Source organism: Streptomyces sp. NPDC051180, assembly GCF_040689545.1.
Lineage (GTDB): Bacteria > Actinomycetota > Actinomycetes > Streptomycetales > Streptomycetaceae > Streptomyces.
Genome location: NZ_JBFBBC010000015.1, coordinates 1 through 17,395, shown reverse-complemented (window position 1 = coordinate 17,395; position 17,395 = coordinate 1). Strand labels below are relative to the sequence as shown.

Genomic DNA, 17,395 nt, shown 5'->3' with positions numbered 1-17,395 from the left:
TGGACGGCCGCCCCTGCCCCCGTCCCCTCGCCGGGGCCCTTCCGGACACCCCCTAGGAGAGGTCGGGCAGGCCCGCCCGGCGGGCGGTGGCCGCCGCGCGGGCGCGGTCGGCGGCGGCCGCCGCGGGGGCGCCGGCCGCCTCGTGCACGCCGGCGCGGCGGCGGAGGAGGTCGACGACGTCCTCCGCGACGCCCAGCTCCTCGAAGAGGGCCAGGGCCTCGGCGAGCAGCGGCAGGGGCTCGGGAGACAGGGAGGCGAGCCCCTCCAGTGCCGTCGCCGTCCCCCAGCGGTCGCCCACGGCCCGGAACCCGGTCAGGGCCTCCGTCAGGAGCGCCCCGGCCGCCGCGGGGTCCGCCGCGGGGGCGGAGAGCGCCGACAGGGCGCGGCCCACGAGGGCGAGGGAGCGGGACCAGGGGTCGTCGGGGAGCAGCAGTCCCGGGAGGGGGCGGTCCTCGGCGGTGCGGGCGTCGCGCCCGACGGCGGTGGCCCAGAGGAACGCCGTGTAGGGCTGGCGGAGCGGGGTCGTGCGGGTGGCGAGGAACTCCCGGGCCCGTTCCATGTGTTCGCCTTCCCGGAGGCCGGCCGCCAGGACGCAGAGCGCGTACTCCTCCGCGAGTGCGGGGGTCGGGGTCACGCGGGCCAGGAGGTCGGCGACGGGCGCGGCCACCCGGCCCCGGAGGCCGCGCAGCCACCAGTACGGGGTGAGCGCGGCCACCATCCGCAGACCCTCGTCCGGGGTGCCGCGGCGCAGCGCGGCCCGCAGGTCGGCGTCCTCGGCGTCGAGCCGGGCGAGCCACTCCAGCTGGGCGGCGCCGCGCAGTTCGGGGTCGGCGGTCTCGGCGAGCCGCCGGTAGTACGCGTGGTGGGCGGCCGGCGCCGGGTCGCCGTCCGGGAGGTGTTCGGCGGCGTAGGCGCGGATGGTCTCCAGCATGCGGTACCTGCCGTCCCGTCGCTCCACGAGGGACTTCTCCACGAGGGAGGCGAGCGTGCCGGTGTCCGCGCCGCAGACGTCCGCGACCGCTTCCGCCGTCGCCCCGCCGCGGAAGACCGAGAGGCGCGCGGCGAGGAGGCGTTCGCCGGGTGCGAGCAGGGACCAGCTCCACTCGACGACGGCCCGCAGGGTGCGGTGCCGCCGCGGGGCCGTGCGGTCCCCGCGCGAGAGCAGCTCGAAGCGTTCGCCGAGTCCGTCCGCGAGTTCGTCCACCGACAGGGTCCGCAGCCGGGCCGCCGCGAGCTCGACGGCCAGGGGCAGCCCGTCGAGCGCGGCGCAGAGTTCCGCCACGCGCGCGTGGCCGTCGAATCCGGGCCGTACGGCGGCGCCGCGCCGCACGAACAGCTCCTCGGCCGTCCCCGGTTCCAGCGCCCCGAGCGGCAGCAGCGACTCCCCGGTGATCCCGAGCGCCTCCCGGCCCGTCGCCAGCACCCGGAGCCCGGGAGCGGCGGCGAGCAGACGCCGTACCAGCCCCGCCGTCTCGTCCACGACGTGCTCGCAGTTGTCCACGACCAGCACCATTGGCCGCCCGGCCAGCGCGGTCTCCAGCCTGACCTCCCCCCGCACCCCCAGGGCCCGGGCGAACGCCTCGGGGACCTCCCCGGCGCCCGTGACCGCCGCCAGGTCGACGAAGCACACCTCGCCGGACAGGCCCGAGGCCGTCTCCAGGGCCAGCCGGGTCTTTCCCGCGCCGCCCGGACCGACCACGGTGACCAGCCGGGCGGCCGTCAGCAGGGAGGCCAGGCAGGCGCGTTCGGCCTCCCGTCCGACGAAGTCGGTCAGGGGCGCGGGCAGCGGCGGGGGCGTCCGCCGGGGCGCGTCGGGGGCGCCCCTGAGGAGGCCGAGATGGACGGCGGACAGCTCGGGGGAGGGGTCGGCGCCCAGTTCCCCGGCGAGGGCGGTCCGCACGTCCTCGTAGACGGCGAGGGCCTCCGCCTGCCGCCCGGCGGCGCCCAGCGCGCGCATCTGGAGCGCGCGCAGCCTTTCCCGCAGCGGCTGTTCCCCGGCCGCCGCCTCCAGTTCCCGTACGAGGAGGGCGGGGTCGTCGCCGGCGGCGAGGGCGGCCGCCGCCCACTCCTCCACGGCGTCGAGCCGGAGCGCGTCCAGCCGGGCGGCCTGGGCGGCGGCGAAGGGCGCGTCCCGCACGTCGGCGAGGGCCGGCCCCCGCCACAGTCCGAGGGCCTCCCGCAGGAGTCCCGCAGCGCGGGCGGGGTCGCCCGCGGCCCGGATCCGCGCACCCTCCCGCGCGAGTGCCTCGAACCGCAGCGCGTCGACGGCCGCGGTGGGGTCCCCGAGGGCGAGCCGGTACCCGGCGCCCGTGAACTCCACCGCCGCGCCCGGCGGGAGGGCCTTGCGCAGGCGCGAGACCTGCGCCTGGAGCGCGCCCGGCGCGCCGGCCGGCGGTTCCTCCCCGTACAGCCCGTCGACGAGCCGGTCCACCGGCACGGTCCGGCCCGCGTCGAGCAGCAGCCGGGCGAGCAGGGCGCGGACCCCCGGTCCGCCGGCGACGGGCTGCGGGGACCCGGCGGCGTCGGCCGTCGCCAGCGGTCCGAGGAGGCGGAAGATCATGGACCGGATTGTGGCGCAGGCCCGGCGCCTCTTCCATACCGGCGGGGACCTGCCGGCCGACCGGTCCCCGCCGGCCCGGCGTCACTCCGCGGTGGGGTGGGAGGCCGGGTTCCGTGCCGTCAGCGTGACCCCGACCGCGACGGTGGCGGCGGCGACGAGTCCGGCCGCGAGGACCGCCCAGCGGCCCGCGAAGGAGCACATCAGGACGACGAACGCCGACACCGGCAGCACGAGCTGCTGGGCGATGCCGACCTTGAAGTAGCGCGCGTGCAGCAGCCATACGGAGAGCAGGAAGACGGCCGTCGGGATCGTCACGGCCGCGGAGGCGGCGAGGGTGGAGATGTGCGCCTTGCCCACGGCCTGCTCGACGGCGATCTCCAGGCCCGCGCCGACGGCGGCGGCCGAGGTGAAGATGACGTAGTGGCCGTAGCCCCACAGGAAGCCCTGGCGGCTGGAGGTCAGCCGGTCGTGGGCGGGCACGACGAAGTAGATCCACCAGGCGGCGAAGACGATCAGCAGACCGCCGGCGGCGATCGGCAGCAGGTCGCCGAGCGCGTCGTGCTCGACGATGCCGGACTTCACGGCGACGGTGGCGGCGGCGACGGTCTCGCCGAGCACGATGATGGTGAACAGGCCGTACCGCTCGGCGATGTGGTGCGGGTGCCAGGTGCTGGGGGCGTCCTTCTCCGCGTACACGGGCACGGTCATCTCGGCCAGCGCCATGACGAGGAAGACCCAGGGCCGGGCGGGCTCGGGCGCGAGGACCAGCGCGAGCCAGCCGACCTGGCAGGCGAGGACCCCGCCCGCGTACCGCCGGCACATCGTCCGCTCGGCGGGGTCGGTGGCGTGGTGGGCCGCGCGCAGCCACTGCGAGGCGAGCGCCAGCCGCATGACGAGGTAGCCGAGGTAGACGACCAGGAAGTCGTGGTCCTGGGCGGCGCGCGAGACGCCGGCCGCGAGGACGAGGACGCCGGCGATCTGGACGAGGGTGACGACGCGGTACAGCACGTCGTCGTTGTCGTAGGCCGAGGCGAACCAGGTGAAGTTCATCCACGCCCACCAGATCGCGAAGAACACCATCGCGTAGTCGGCGATCCCCTCGCCGGCGTGGCCCTCGGCCACGGCGTGCACGAGCTCGGCGCCCGCCTGGGCGACGGCGACGACGAAGCACAGGTCGAAGAAGAGCTCCAGGGGGGTCGCGGCCCGGTGCGACTCCTCGCGGGAGCGTGCGGTGAGGGGGAGAAACGGTTGTGTCATGTGCCCCAGCACAGCAGAGCCGGAGGCCGGCCCGCTCCAGTGCCACGCGGGACGGCGGTCGGGGGGCGTCGTGCGGCCCGGCCCCGGGCCACGTGCGACGGCGGTCGGGGGGCGTCGTGCGGCCCGGCCCCGGGCCACGTGCGACGGCGGTCGGGGGGCGTCGGGCGGCCCGCTCGCGTGCCCCGTGCGACGGCGACCTGGGGCATGGGGGCGCCCGGTCCTGGGCCCCGTGTGACGGCGGCCGGGGGCGTCAGGCGGCCCGGTTCGCGGCCCGGCCCGCCCGGTTCCGGGAGGCCGCCGCCCCTCCCGCCGGGCTCCGTGGCCCGGTGCCCGCCGCCTCGGTGTACCGGGCCACCACCAGCCCCGCGAGGCGCGGATGGTCGGCGAGCGGCTCCGTGACGGCCCAGGTGTCCGGGACCGCGGCGAGGGCGTGGGTGAAGCGGCCGGGGGCCAGCAGGTGGGCGGCGAGCACGACCCGCCGCAGGCCCCGCGCGCGGAGCCGGGCGACCGCGGCGGCCGGGTCGGGGGCGGCGGCGGAGCAGTACGCGGCGGTCACGGGCACGGGAAGGAGCGGGCGGAGCTGCTCGACCGCGCGGAGCGTGCCGTCGTCGCCGCCCGGCCGGGAGGAGCCGGCGCCGGCGACGACGACCGCGTCCGCGGGGCCGCCGGCCGCCCGCTCGGCGGCGCGCAGCCGGTCGTACAGCGCGAGCGCCACCGCGTGTTCGCCGCTCAGCCCGCGGGTGACCGCGCAGTCGAAGCGGCGGGCGACGGCGGGGAGGTCGACCGTGCGGTGGTAGCCGTCGCCGAGCAGCAGCGGGACCACGACCGCGCCGGGCCGCTCCGCGAGGACGTCGGCCAGCGAGGGGGCCCGGTGGTCGAGGTACCCGACGGCGACGGGCGCCCCGCCGAGGCGCCGCACCGCCTCGGCGAGCCGCCCGACCGGAACCGCCGCCCCGGGCCGGGCGCTTCCGTGGACGGCCATCACCAGGTCCCGCATCCGTGCCTCCTCCGCAGCCGGCCGCACCGCCGGCGGGCCGGCCGGCGTCGTCCGTGGGGCCGCGCCCGGCGGTGTCGTACGCCCGCGCGGCCCCACGAGGCCACGCTAGGCCCGTGGCGGCGGCCCGGAGCGCCGCCGGAAGACCCCGGAGGGCGGGCCGCAAGTCCCGGGGTTCGGGGACCTTCACGGCGCCGACACGCCCGTCCCGCGCTCCTACGGTCGGAGGCAAGAGACCCGCGACCCCCACGGAGACCGCCATGGCCGCCCCACGGACACAGACCCTCGTGCTCATCGGCCACGGCATGGTGGGCCACCGGCTCCTGGAGGCGCTGGCCGAGCGCGGCGCGCTCGCGGACCCGGCGGACCCCGCGGGCCCCGGCTGGCGGGTGACGGTCCTCGCCGAGGAGGACGTGCCCGCGTACGACCGGGTGCACCTCTCGTCCGTCTTCACCGGCACCGATCCGGACCGGCTCGGCCTGTCGGCACCCGGGTTCCTCGCCGCGCACGGGATCGACCTGCGGCTCGGCGACCCGGCGGAGCACGTCGACACGGCGGCCCGCACGGTCACGACCACCTCCGGCGCGGTCGTCGGGTACGACGCACTGGTCCTGGCCACCGGCTCGTACCCGTTCGTGCCGCCGATCCCCGGCGCCGACGCCCCCGGCTGCTTCACGTACCGCACGCTCCACGACGTCGACGCGCTCACCGCGTACGCCGCGCACGCCCGGACCGGCGTCGTCGTCGGCGGCGGGCTCCTCGGCCTGGAGGCGGCCGGAGCCCTGCGCACCCTCGGACTCGCCGCGCACGTCGTCGAGTTCGCGGTGGGCAACCGGGACCCCTTCACGGGCGCGGCCGTCGTCGCGGACGGGATCATGGGCAGCCGGGACGGGGTGCCGGTGGTCGCGTCCCCCTGCACAAGCAGGAGTTCGACCTGCGGACCGGCGTCTGCCTCGACGACCCCGAGGTCGCCCTGCCGGTCCTCCCGGTCCCTCCGTCCCCCCGCTGACAGGACCTTCACCCGCCCGTCCGGAGACCATCGGCACTCACCCGCCCCCCGTGCCCCGGCGCAGCCTGGAAGGGCAAGGAAGTCCCCGAGCGCCAGGGAAGTCAGGGAAGTGCCATGAGTTCCGTAGTCCAGGACAGCAGAAGGACGGGCGGCGACCCCGCCGTCTCGTACGACACGGAGCAGTACCGCCCCGGCAGGTCGATCACCGACTGGGAGCCCGAGAACGAGCTGTTCTGGAAGTCCATCGGCAGGAAGGTCGCCGGCCGCAACCTCTGGATCGCGGTACCGGCGCTGCTCGTGGCGTTCGTCGTCTGGCAGGTGTGGTCGGTCACCGCGACCAACCTGAAGGACGTCGGCTTCGGCTTCTCGACCTCCCAGCTGTTCTGGCTGACGGCCATCCCCGGTCTGACCGGCGGCACGGCCCGGATCCTCTACACCTTCCTCGGCCCGATGGTCGGCCAGCGCCGCTTCACCGCCCTGTCGACGGTGGTCCTGATCGTGCCGCTGATCTGGCTGGGCATCGCGATCCAGGACCCGACGACCCCGTACGGCGTGATGGTCGCCATCGCCGCCCTCTGCGGCATCGGCGGCGCGAACTTCGCCTCCTCCCTCGCCAACATCGGCTTCTTCTTCCCCAAGGCGAGGAAGGGCGGTGCGACCGGCATCAACGGCGGTCTCGGCAACCTCGGCGTCTCCGTCGTCCAGCTGCTCACCCCGATCGTCATCACATGGTCGGCCCTCGCGATCGGCTCCGCCCAGCACAAGGCCGACGGCACGGCCGTCCACCTGCAGAACGCCGCCTTCCTCTGGGTCCCGGTGATCCTCGTGCTCGCCGTCGTCGCCTGGTTCGGCCAGAACGACCTGAAGGTCGCCGCCACCCCGTTCAGCCGGCAGAAGATCATCTTCAAGCGCAAGCACAACTGGCTGATGACCTGGCTGTACGTCGGCACCTTCGGCTCCTTCATCGGCTTCGCCGCCGCCCTGCCGATGCTGATCAAGACGACGTTCCCGGACTACTCCGTCGCCACCTACGCCTGGATGGGCCCCGCCGTGGGCGCGCTCGCCCGCTGGGGCGGCGGCTGGATCGCCGACCGGTGGGGCGGCGCCCGGGTCACCATCCTGTCCTTCGTGGGCATGGCCGCCTCGATCGTCGGCGTGATCGCCTTCCTTCCCTCGGGCGGCGCCGGCGGCTCCTTCCAGGGCTTCTTCCTCTGCTTCCTCGCCGCGTTCTTCTTCTCCGGGATCGGCAACGGCTCCACCTTCCGCCAGATCCCGGTCATCTTCCGCGGCACCCACCTCAAGGGCCTGCGGGAGGGCACCCCGGAGTACGCCCGGGCGCTGAAGCAGGCGGAGATGGAGTCCGGCGCCGTCACCGGCTTCACCTCGGCCGTCGCGGCCTACGGCTTCTTCTTCATCCCCGCCCTCTTCGCCTCGGTGTCCGTGACCAGCGCCATGTGGGGGTTCGTCGCCTTCTACGCCAGTTGCACGGTCGTCACCTGGTGGTTCTACGCCCGCCGCAACGCCGAGGCGCCCAGCTGATCCCGCGCCCCGCGGAAAGGCCCCGCTCCGGCGGGGCCCTTTCGCATGTCCGGGGCGGGACCTAGGACCTCCGAGAGGTGACCAACGCCGCCCGGAACGATCGATCGGAAGGAGTGGAATGGAGGCAAGCAACGACGCGATCGAACGACTCGAAGAAGGCGGTGCGGGCAGTGACTGCTACCCCTGCTGAGGCGACGGTGAACGAGACGGCCTGGAAGGGCTTCAAGGGCGGACTCTGGCGCGACGCCATCGACGTCCGCGACTTCATCCAGCAGAACTACACGCCGTACGAGGGCGACGGCTCCTTCCTCGCCGGCCCCACCGAGCGGACCACCGCCGTGTGGAAGGCGATCACCGACCGCTTCCCCGAGGAGCGCGCCAAGGGCGTCCTCGACGTCTCCCACGACGTGCCCTCCACCATCACCGCCCACGCCCCCGGCTACATCGACCGCGACCGGGAGCTGATCGTCGGCCTCCAGACCGACGCCCCGCTCAAGCGCGCGATCATGCCGTACGGCGGCTGGCGCATGGTCGCCGGCGCGCTGGAGACCTACGGCTACCCGGTCTCGGCCGAGCTGGAGAAGGTCTTCACCGAGTACCGCAAGACCCACAACGCCGGTGTCTTCGACGCGTACACCCCCGAGATCCGCGCCGCCCGCAAGGCGGGCATCGTCACCGGCCTCCCCGACGCCTACGGCCGCGGCCGCATCATCGGCGACTACCGCCGCGTCGCCCTCTACGGCGTCGACCGCCTCGTCGAGGTGAAGAGGGAGGAGAAGGCGGAGCTCGACTCCCTTCCCGCCGACGGCCGTTCGCTGGAGGAGACCATCCGCCTCCGCGAGGAGCTCGCCGAGCAGATCCGCGCCCTCGGCGAACTGAAGGCGATGGCCGCCTCCTACGGCCACGACGTCTCCGGCCCCGCCGCCACCGGCCACGAGGCCGTCCAGTGGCTCTACTTCGCCTACCTCGCCGCCGTGAAGGAGCAGAACGGCGCGGCGATGTCCCTCGGCCGGACCTCCACCTTCCTCGACGTCTACCTCCAGCGGGACATCGACTCCGGAGTCCTCACCGAGGAGCGTGCCCAGGAGATCGTCGACGACTTCATCGTCAAACTGCGCATCGTCCGCTTCCTGCGCACCCCCGACTACGACGAGCTGTTCTCCGGCGACCCGACCTGGGTCACCGAGTCCCTCGCCGGCATCGGCGAAGACGGCCGGCCGCTGGTCACGAGGACCTCGTTCCGCTACCTCCAGACCCTCTACAACCTCGGACCGGCCCCCGAGCCGAACATGACCGTCTTCTGGTCGCCGCGGCTCCCGCAGGGCTTCAAGGAGTTCTGCGCCAAGGTCTCCATCGACACCTCCTCCGTCCAGTACGAGTCGGACGAGCTGATGCGCCCCCGCTTCGGCGACGACACCGCCATCGCCTGCTGCGTCTCCGCGATGCCGGTGGGCAAGCAGATGCAGTTCTTCGGCGCCCGGGTGAACCTCGCCAAGACCCTCCTCTACGCCGTCAACGGCGGCCGCGACGAGAAGTCCGGCGCCCAGGTCGGCCCGGCCACCGGCGCCCTCACCTCCGAGGTCCTCGACTACGACGAGCTCATGGCCGCGTTCGACACGCAGATGGAGTGGCTCGCCGAGGTCTACGTGCACGCCCTGAACGTCATCCACTACATGCACGACCGGTACGCCTACGAGCGGATCGAGATGGCGCTCCACGACCGCGACGTGCGCCGCACCATGGCCTGCGGCATCGCCGGCCTCTCCGTCGCCGCCGACTCCCTCGCCGCCGTCAGGTACGCCCGGGTCACCCCGGTCCGCGACGAGACCGGCCTCGCCGTCGACTACGTGATCGAGGGCGACTACCCCGCCTTCGGCAACAACGACGAGCGCGTCGACGCGATCGCGGTCGGCCTGGTCGAGGAGTTCATGCGGAAGATCCGCAGGCACCCCACCTACCGGAACGCCGAGCACACCCAGTCCGTCCTGACCATCACCTCCAACGTCGTCTACGGCAAGAAGACCGGCAACACGCCCGACGGGCGACGGGCCGGCGAGCCCTTCTCCCCGGGCGCCAACCCGATGAACGGCCGCGACACCCACGGCTACGTCGCCTCGGCCCTCTCGGTCGCCAAGCTGCCCTACGAGGACGCCGAGGACGGCATCTCGCTCACCCACACCGTCACCCCCGAGGGCCTGGGCCGCACCCCCGAGGAGCGGATCGCGAACCTCGCGGGCGTCCTCGACGGCTACATGGCGAGCGACGGCTTCCACATGAACGTCAACGTCCTCAGCCGAGACGTCCTCCTGGACGCCATGGAGCACCCGGAGGACTACCCGCAGCTGACCATCCGGGTCTCCGGGTACGCGGTGAACTTCGTCCGGCTCACCCGCGAGCAGCAGCTCGACGTCCTGAACCGCACCTTCCACGGCTCGCTGTAGCCCCCGAGCGCCCGGGGCCGGTGGCCCCTCACCCCCGGCCCCGGGCCGCGCCCCCACACCCTCCGAAGGAGGCCCCCGCCATGACCGCCCTCGCCCTCGGGCCCGCCGTCCCCGCCACGCCGGCCGCCGCGGCGACCCACCGGCCCTCCGAGGGCTCGGTGCACTCCTGGGACCTGTCCACCGGTGTGGACGGGCCCGGCACCCGCTTCGTCACCTTCCTGTCCGGCTGCCCCCTCACCTGCCTCTACTGCCACAACCCCGACACCTGGCGGATGCGCAACGGCACGCGCACCTCCGCCGACGACGTGATCGCCGAGGCCCGCAAGTACGTCCGCTTCATCGCCGCCTCCGGCGGCGGCGCCACCCTCTCCGGCGGCGAGCCCCTGCTCCAGCCCGTCTTCACCGGCGAGCTGCTGCACCGGATGAAGCACGAGCTCGGCCTGCACACGGCCCTCGACACCTCGGGCTTCCTCGGGGTCCGCGCCACCGACGCCCTGCTGCGCGACACCGACCTCGTCCTGCTCGACATCAAGTCCTGGGACCCCGACACCTACCGGAAGGTGACCGGTCGCCCGCTGCGGCCGACCCTGGACTTCGCCCGGCGCCTCGCCGACCTCGGCCAGGAGGTCCACGTCCGCTTCGTGCTCGTCCCGGGACTCACCGACGACCCGGCGAACGTCGAGGGCGTCGCCGCCTTCGCGGCCGGACTCGGCAACGTCTCCCGGGTGGACGTCCTCCCCTTCCACAAGCTCGGCGAGGCGAAGTGGCAGGCGCTCGACATGCCGTTCACCCTGCACGACACCCCTTCCCCGACACCCCGGCAGGTCGCCGCGGCCCGCGAGGTCTTCCAGGCCCACGGCCTGCACGCCGTCTGAGCGACGCACTCACCCGACGACCACGCAAAACAGGAAAAAGGGCCCATACGGTCTTACCGTGGCCGCGTGACCGAGCCACCGCAGACAGTCGAGCCGACCCCCGGACCGGGCGACCCGGCCCCCACCGCCGCCCCGGGGGAGCCACCGGCCGCCGGAGCTCCGCCGCAGAGCCCCGCCGCCGTGCGCCGCCGCGCCTCCCTCGCGGGAGGCGTCGTCGCCGTGCTCCTGATCATCGCGATCGTCTTCGGCAGCCGGCTGCTCCGCGACTTCGACTCGGCCCTGCTGCCCTACGCGGTCGCCACCGTCTTCCTCGCCTTCGGCGTCGCCTACCGCTACACCGTCTGGATCTCCGCCCCCGGCGCCAAGCGCCTCTTCCGGCAGGGCTGGCGCTCCTTCTTCTCCGCCGCGAACTTCCGCAAGGCGCCCACCGCCCTGCCGAGGATGATCGCCACCTACCTCGGTTTCCAGAAGTTCCTCGGCGCCCGCTCCCACGCCCGCTGGGCCGCCCACCAGCTCGTCTTCTGGGGCTGCCTGCTCGCCGCCGCGATCACCTTCCCCCTCACCTGGGGCTGGTTCACCTTCACCTCGTCGACCGGCTCGGGTCCCGGCTACGAGATGCGGATCTGGGGCTTCAAGGTCATCGGCTTCGACTCGCTCAGCGTCCTCGGCTGGCTGATGTTCCACGGCCTCGACATCGCCGCCGTCCTCGTCATCGCCGGCGCCGCCTACTTCCTCTGGCGCCGCATGAAGGACCGGGGCGCCATCACCGGCCAGCGCTTCGCCTACGACCTGGTGCCGCTGATCTGCCTCGTCGTCATCTCGGTGACCGGGCTCCTGCTGACCTTCTCGTCGATCTTCCTGCACGGCGGCGGATACGAGTTCCTCGCCGTCCTGCACATGGTCTCGGTGGTCTTCACCCTCATCTACATCCCGTTCGGGAAGTTCTTCCACATCGTCCAGCGGCCGGCCGCCGTCGGCATGCAGCTCTTCAAGTACACCTCCCGCCGCAAGGACGAGGAGGAGGTGCTCGCCTGCCGCCGCTGCCACGAACCCATCGACACCGCCCCGTACGTGGAGAACCTCAAGGGCACCATGCGCGACCTCGACCTCGGCTTCGACGAGTGGGCCGAGTACTGCCCCCGCTGCAAGCGCGTCCTTCGCGGCAACGCCTACCTCGACCACGTGAAGAAGGGCTTCAAGTGACCGCGTCCGACCCCGCGACCACCCCCGGGCGGCCGGTGCCGCTCGACCCCTCCCTCGCCCCGCCCGGCACCCGCAACTTCCGCGACGCCGGAGGCATCCCCGCCGACCGCTGGCACGCCGACCAGAACGGCGAGACCCTCGTCCCCACCCACTGCTGCTTCTGCGGCGTCCAGTGCGGCATGTACCTCCGCGTCGACCGCGGCGGCAAGGTCTTCGGCGTCGAACCCCGCAACCACGACATCAACCGGATGCGGCTCTGCCCCAAGGGCATCAACGCCTACCAGCAGGTCAACCACCCCGACCGGCTCACCGCCCCGCTCATGCGCCGCAACCGCGACGAGGAGTTCCGTGAGGTCTCCTGGGACGAGGCCCTCGACCACACCGTCGCCGAGATCCGCCGCATCCAGGGCGAACACGGCAACGACGCCTTCGGGCTCCTCGGCGGCGCCAGCCTCTTCTCCGAGAAGACCTACCTCGTCGGCAAGTTCGCCCGCGTCGCCCTCAGGACCCGGCACGTCGACTACAACGGCCGCCTCTGCATGGTCTCCGCCGCCGGCGCCAACAAGCTCGCCTTCGGCATCGACCGGGCCGGCAACCCCTTCTCCGACATCCTCCTCACCGACTGCCTCCTCATCGCGGGCTCCAACGTCGGCGAGTGCTTCCCCGTCATGACCCAGTACCTCTGGGGCGCCCGCGACCGGGGCGCGAGCCTCATCGTCGTCGACCCGCGCGAGACCGCCATCGCGCGCACCGCCGACATCCACGTCGCCCTCAAGCCCGGCACCGACTCGGCCTTCTTCAACGCCGTGCTGCACGTCGTCGTCGCCGAGGGCCTCGCCGACGAGACCTACCTCGCCGCCCACACCACCGGCTGGGACGAGGTGCGCACGACCGTCGCCGCGTACCCGCCCGCCCGCTCCGCCGAGATCTGCGGCGTGCCCGAGGAGCAGATCCGCCAGGTCGCCCGCGTCTTCGCCGGCGCGGGGAAGGCCATGGCCTGGCACGCCCGCGGAGTCGAGCACCACTCCCAGGGCGTGGAGAACTGCCTCAGCATCATCAACCTCTGCGTCGCCACCGGGAACATCGGCAGGCCCGGCGCCGGATACGGCACCATCACCGGCCAGGGCAACGGCCAGGGCGGCCGCGAGCACGGCCAGAAGTCCGACCTCCTGCCCGGCGGCCGCTCCATCACCAACCCCGAGCACCGCCGCCAGATCTGCGAGATCTGGGGCATCGACGAGGCCGAACTCCCGCTCGCCGGCACCTCCATGATGGAGATGGTCTGGCAGATGCAGCGCCAGGAGATCCGGGGCCTCGTCGGCATCTGCAACAACCCCTTCGTCTCCCTGCCGAACTACGCCACCGTCAAGGACGGCTACGACACCCTCGAGTTCCACGCCCAGTTCGACTTCTTCCTCTCCGAGACCGCCGCCAACGCGCACGTGGTCTTCCCCGTCACCGTCTGGGCCGAGGACGAGGGCGTCATGGCCAACGCCGAGGCCCGGGTCGTCAAGCACAACAAGGCCCAGGAGCCCCCGGCCGGCGTCCGCACCGATACCTGGGTCATGTGCGAACTCGCCCGCCGGCTCGGCGCCGGGGACAAGTTCGACTTCCCCGACTCCCGCTCCGTCTTCGAGGAGCTGAGGATCGCCTCCGCGGGAACGGTCAACGACTACTACGGCATCACCTACGACCGCCTGGAGGAGACCGGCGGCATCGCCTGGCCCTGCCCGAGCACCGAGCACCCCGGCACCCCCCGCCTCTTCGAGGACGGCCGCACCTACCACCCCGACGGCAGGATCCACCTGCAGGTCGTCGAGTGGCACCCGCCGATGGACCCGTACAGCGAGGAGTACCCCCTCTCGCTCACCACCGGCCGCACCGTCGCCCACTTCCTCTCCGGCAACCAGACCCGCCGGCTCGGCGCCCTCGTCGAACAGACCCCGCGGCCCTGGGTCGAGGTCCATCCCTCCCACGGCTTCCGCAACGGCGACCCCGTCCGTGTCGTCACCCGCCGCGGCAGCGAGGTCTTCCCCGCCCTGGTCACCGAGGCCATCCGCCCCGACACCGTCTTCGTCCCCTACCACTGGCCCGTCCCCACCGCGGCGAACGCCCTCACCATCGACGCCCTCGACCCCCGCTCCAAGATCCCGGAGTACAAGGTCTGCGCGGCCCGCATCGAGGCCGCCGAGCGGATCGACGAGGTCCCCGCGCCGCCCACCGCCCCCGGACACCAGGCGTACCCGGAGACCCAGGTCTCCCGCACCGACCCGCTGCCCCCCACCTCCCCCCAGGGCCGCGGCACCGCGGAGAGGAGCTGACCCGCACATGATGGGCCGCACGATCTTCATCGACCCGGGCCGCTGCATCGGCTGCCAGGCATGCGTCTCGGCCTGCCGCGAATGCGACTCCCACCGCGGCAAGTCGATGATCCACCTCGACTATCCCGACGAGGGGCGATCCGTCGCCTCCCTCCCCACCGTCTGCATGCACTGCGAGGACCCCGTCGCGCCCTGCGCCGAGGTCTGCCCCGCCGACGCGATCCTGGTGACCGCCGACGGCGTCGTGCAGCAGGCCGACACCACCCGCTGCATCGGCTGCGCCAACTGCGTCAACGCCTGCCCCTTCGGCGTCCCCAAGATCGACCTCCAGGCGAAGCTCCAGATGAAGTGCAACCTCTGCTACGACCGCACCGCCTACGGCCTCGCCCCCATGTGCGCCACCGTCTGCCCGACCGGCGCCCTCTTCTACGGCACCCTCGACGAGCTCCGGGCCGAACGCCCCGGCGTCCAGGTGGCCGACTCCTTCACCTTCGGCTCCACCACCGTCTCCACCGGCGTGGCGATGGTCGTTCCCGCGGACAAGGTCCAGTGGCCGGTGCCCGGCGGGCTTCCCGTCGTCGAGATCAACGGAAAGGACGTCCGGTGAGCGTCACCGACCCGCAGCCGCCCGCACCGGACGCCCGCGACGCGGCCCAGGAGGCGCTCCACGACCGGATCGCCGCCGACTCGCTGACCACCCGCCGCGACTACCTGCGGATCGTCGCCACCGTCTCCGGCGGCCTGGCCGTCGGCGGCGTCGCCGTCGCCTCCGGCATCCTGCACCGGCACGGCGACAGCGAGGACGCCCCCGAGCCCAAGCGGATCGCCGACCGGATCGAGCGGGGGGACTCCCTCGCCTTCCGCTACCCCGGTGACGAGGACCGGGCGATCGCCGTCCGCATGGAGGACGGCACCCTGGCCGGCTACTCCGCCGTCTGCACCCATCTCGCCTGCGCCGTCCTGTGGCGCAAGGACCGGGGGAGCGAGGGCGAGCTCTACTGCCCCTGCCACGAGGGGATCTTCGACGCCCGTACGGGAGAGGTCACCGCGGGCCCGCCGCCGCGCGGCCTGCCCAAGGTGCTGCTCGTCGAGCAGCTCGACGGCAGCGTCTGGGCGGTCGGGACGGCCCGCTCGGGCGAGAGCGCCGTCGAGGGCTTCTGCCGCCAGAACGGCCAGGACCGGCCGGGCTGCCCCGGCTTCGGCTCCGGCGCCCCGGGCCGCGAGGCGGCGGAGAGGAGTGAGCGGACATGAGCGACGGCACGTTCCCCCAGGACCCGGAGGCGCCGCGGCCGCCGGCCGCACCCGCCGGGGGCCCGGACCCCGAGCCCGCGCGTCCTCCCGCGTACACCCCGGGCAGCGCGCAGCCGCGGCTGAACCGTCCGGTGCACGAGCGCTATCCGCAGATCCGTCCCACCAGCGGCTACGGCGATCCCCGGATCCGGCACACCGGGCCGGGGCCGGGCGCGGGCGCGGAGCAGGAGCCGGAGCGCTCCTCGAAGCTGTCGGCGCGTCTGGCGCTGGCGCTCACGGTCGTCATCGGCCAGCTCTGGGGCCTGACGATCGTGGTGGACGAGTGGATGACCGGCGACACCGGCACCGCCTGGTGGGGTGCGGGCTTCCTCGTCCTGTCGTTCCTGGTGGTCCTGGGGCTGTGGGCGCTCGACCCGAAGGACCGCTGACGCCGGAAGGGCCCGGATCGGGCGGGACCGGAAGGGAGAGGGCGGAACCGGACGGGAGCGGGCGGGATCGGGGCGGGGGAGCGGGCGTACCCTGAAGGCATGAGCACCGCCCCCGCCCACGGACCGCGAGACGCGAAGCGGCCCGGCACCCCATCCGACGTCACGGACAGGCCCAAGCCGGTGATCGTCTTCGACGATCCGCTGGACCAGCAGTCCGCGGACGACACGGACCGCGGGTGGGGCGAGCGGCCTCCCGCCGGCGGCGACAGCGCCGCCGACCTCGCGCGCTTCCTGGACGAGAAGCCGCCGCACCACCTCTGAGCCCCGCGCGCGACGCGGGTCAGGAGGTGGGGTGCGTCCCCGGACCGCCGCCCGTGCCCGATCCGCCGCCCGTGCCCGGTCCGGTCCCCGTGCCCGGTCCGGTCCCCGTGCCCGGTCCGGTCCCCGTGCCCGCCGAGGGGCCGCGCTGGGCGACGAGGTGGTCGCGGATCTCCTTGAGAACCTCCAGCTCGCTGATCTCCATGGTCTCCGCGACGCCCTCCTTCGCCTTCTCGTGCGCGGCGCGCTTGGCGAGGATCTTGGCCATCGGCAGGACCATCAGGAAGTAGACGACGGCCGCGGTGATCAGGAAGCTGAGCACCGCGCTCAGGACCAGACCCCACTGGATCTGGATGCCCTGCATCTCGCCGTCGACGAGCTTGCAGGGGTCCTTGAGGCAGGACGAGTAGCTCTCCAGGTCCTTGGTGCCGAAGGCGCCGACGACCGGGTTGATGATCCCCTTGACCACCGAGTTCACGATGTTGGTGAACGCGGCACCGATGACGACGGCGACCGCGAGGTCGATCACGTTGCCCCGCATCAAGAAGGCCTTGAAGCCTCCCAGCAAGCTTTCCTTCTTCTGGGCCACCGAGGTGCCTTTCGTCGCGTGTGCTGCTGTGTGCGCAGTCATTAGGCCGTGAACGGCGCTGAGGCGTCCAATCCGTACACACGGGACGGTGACTTGACAGGCAGTCAGTGCGATTCAGCACAAGGTCACCGCCAGTCGGGAGGTGACCCCGGCGCCTGCCAGCGCGGTCGCCGTCGGCCGCGGCACGGACAGGACGACGAGCGCCCCTCCGTCCGCACGAGTCTCGCCCGGAAGCGGAACTTCGGCCACCCGTACGCCCGTTGCGACCACGCGCGCCTCGCCGCCCTCGCCCAGCGCCGTGTCGGGGGCGGCGATCACGTCCACCCGGTCACCGGGCCGCAGCAGCCGCACGGTCTCCGCGTCGGCGATCCGCACCGGGGCGGACACCAGGGGCGCGGGCGGCCGCGCCCGGGCCGCGGAGGGCCTCCCGGAGCCACCCGCCGGAGATCCGGCAGCGGACCCGGCGACGGCCCCCGCGGCGGACCCGCCGGGGACGGGGCCGGTGCCGGTGCCCGGACCCGAGCCGGTCGCGACCGACCTCGTCGTCCTCGGGCCGCTCGGGAGCCGCGAGATCCCCGTCTCCCACCTGCTCGCGGGCCGCGACCTCCTC

General features: G+C 73.7%; 14 protein-coding genes and 2 pseudogenes. 11 read left to right on the top strand and 5 right to left on the bottom strand.

What is annotated here, in order from left to right; translation table 11 throughout:
• Positions 1-52: 52 nt before the first annotated feature.
• The 3 genes from AB0424_RS24520 to AB0424_RS24510 form a co-directional block, all read right to left on the bottom strand.
• Positions 53-2,560: a BTAD domain-containing putative transcriptional regulator gene (locus AB0424_RS24520; RefSeq protein ID WP_366308668.1), complete on the bottom strand. Its 2,508-nt coding sequence runs from the start codon at positions 2,558-2,560 to the stop codon at positions 53-55.
• A gap of 81 nt (positions 2,561-2,641) precedes the next feature.
• Positions 2,642-3,817, bottom strand: coding sequence for a low temperature requirement protein A (locus AB0424_RS24515; protein WP_366308667.1), 1,176 nt, complete (start codon positions 3,815-3,817; stop codon positions 2,642-2,644).
• 250 nt (positions 3,818-4,067) lie between these two features.
• Positions 4,068-4,814: a CbiX/SirB N-terminal domain-containing protein gene (locus AB0424_RS24510; RefSeq protein ID WP_366308666.1), complete on the bottom strand. Its 747-nt coding sequence runs from the start codon at positions 4,812-4,814 to the stop codon at positions 4,068-4,070.
• 257 nt (positions 4,815-5,071) lie between these two features.
• Between AB0424_RS24510 and AB0424_RS24505 the strand changes: the two are divergent.
• The 11 genes and pseudogenes from AB0424_RS24505 to AB0424_RS24455 form a co-directional block, all read left to right on the top strand.
• Positions 5,072-5,635, top strand: a pseudogene (locus AB0424_RS24505) (FAD-dependent oxidoreductase); the annotation flags it as partial.
• Positions 5,630-5,820 (top strand): annotated as a pseudogene (locus AB0424_RS24500) (nitrite reductase (NAD(P)H) small subunit); the annotation flags it as partial. The pseudogenes AB0424_RS24505 and AB0424_RS24500, both read left to right, overlap by 6 nt.
• A gap of 114 nt (positions 5,821-5,934) precedes the next feature.
• On the top strand, positions 5,935-7,359 hold the full coding sequence (locus AB0424_RS24495; RefSeq protein WP_366308665.1) for an MFS transporter: 1,425 nt from the start codon (positions 5,935-5,937) through the stop codon (positions 7,357-7,359).
• Positions 7,360-7,520: 161 nt separating this feature from the next.
• Positions 7,521-9,800 (top strand): formate C-acetyltransferase, encoded by a 2,280-nt coding sequence (gene pflB / locus AB0424_RS24490; RefSeq protein WP_366308664.1) that lies wholly within the window; start codon positions 7,521-7,523, stop codon positions 9,798-9,800.
• Positions 9,801-9,880: 80 nt separating this feature from the next.
• A complete protein-coding gene (gene pflA, locus AB0424_RS24485) occupies positions 9,881-10,675 on the top strand; it encodes a pyruvate formate-lyase-activating protein (RefSeq protein WP_366308663.1) in 795 nt (264 codons plus the stop codon).
• Positions 10,676-10,855: 180 nt separating this feature from the next.
• Complete coding sequence (locus AB0424_RS24480) at positions 10,856-11,878, top strand: MFS transporter (RefSeq protein WP_366308811.1); 1,023 nt, start codon at positions 10,856-10,858, stop codon at positions 11,876-11,878.
• Complete coding sequence (locus AB0424_RS24475; protein WP_366308662.1) at positions 11,875-14,199, top strand: molybdopterin oxidoreductase family protein; 2,325 nt, start codon at positions 11,875-11,877, stop codon at positions 14,197-14,199. The genes AB0424_RS24480 and AB0424_RS24475 overlap by 4 nt, the downstream gene beginning before the upstream one ends.
• Before the next feature lie 7 nt (positions 14,200-14,206).
• Positions 14,207-14,806 carry a 4Fe-4S dicluster domain-containing protein gene (locus AB0424_RS24470; protein ID WP_366308661.1) on the top strand — a complete coding sequence of 200 codons (600 nt, stop codon included), beginning with the start codon at positions 14,207-14,209 and terminating at the stop codon, positions 14,804-14,806.
• A complete protein-coding gene (locus AB0424_RS24465) occupies positions 14,803-15,450 on the top strand; it encodes a Rieske (2Fe-2S) protein (protein WP_366308660.1) in 648 nt (215 codons plus the stop codon). Before AB0424_RS24470 ends, AB0424_RS24465 begins: the two co-directional genes overlap by 4 nt.
• Positions 15,447-15,878 carry a hypothetical protein gene (locus tag AB0424_RS24460; protein ID WP_366308659.1) on the top strand — a complete coding sequence of 144 codons (432 nt, stop codon included), beginning with the start codon at positions 15,447-15,449 and terminating at the stop codon, positions 15,876-15,878. The genes AB0424_RS24465 and AB0424_RS24460 overlap by 4 nt, the downstream gene beginning before the upstream one ends.
• 99 nt (positions 15,879-15,977) lie before the next feature.
• Positions 15,978-16,199, top strand: coding sequence for a hypothetical protein (locus AB0424_RS24455; RefSeq protein ID WP_366308658.1), 222 nt, complete (start codon positions 15,978-15,980; stop codon positions 16,197-16,199).
• Positions 16,200-16,218: 19 nt separating this feature from the next.
• On the opposite strand, the gene mscL is transcribed toward AB0424_RS24455, so the two are convergent.
• Both mscL and AB0424_RS24445 read right to left on the bottom strand, forming a co-directional pair.
• The gene (gene mscL, locus AB0424_RS24450) at positions 16,219-16,785 is read right to left on the bottom strand and encodes a large conductance mechanosensitive channel protein MscL (RefSeq protein WP_366308657.1); all 567 of its coding nucleotides are present in this window, start codon (positions 16,783-16,785) and stop codon (positions 16,219-16,221) included.
• A gap of 114 nt (positions 16,786-16,899) precedes the next feature.
• Entirely contained in the window at positions 16,900-17,358 is a 459-nt protein-coding gene (locus AB0424_RS24445; RefSeq protein ID WP_366308810.1) for a hypothetical protein, read from the bottom strand.
• Between the last annotated feature and the right edge of the window lie 37 nt (positions 17,359-17,395).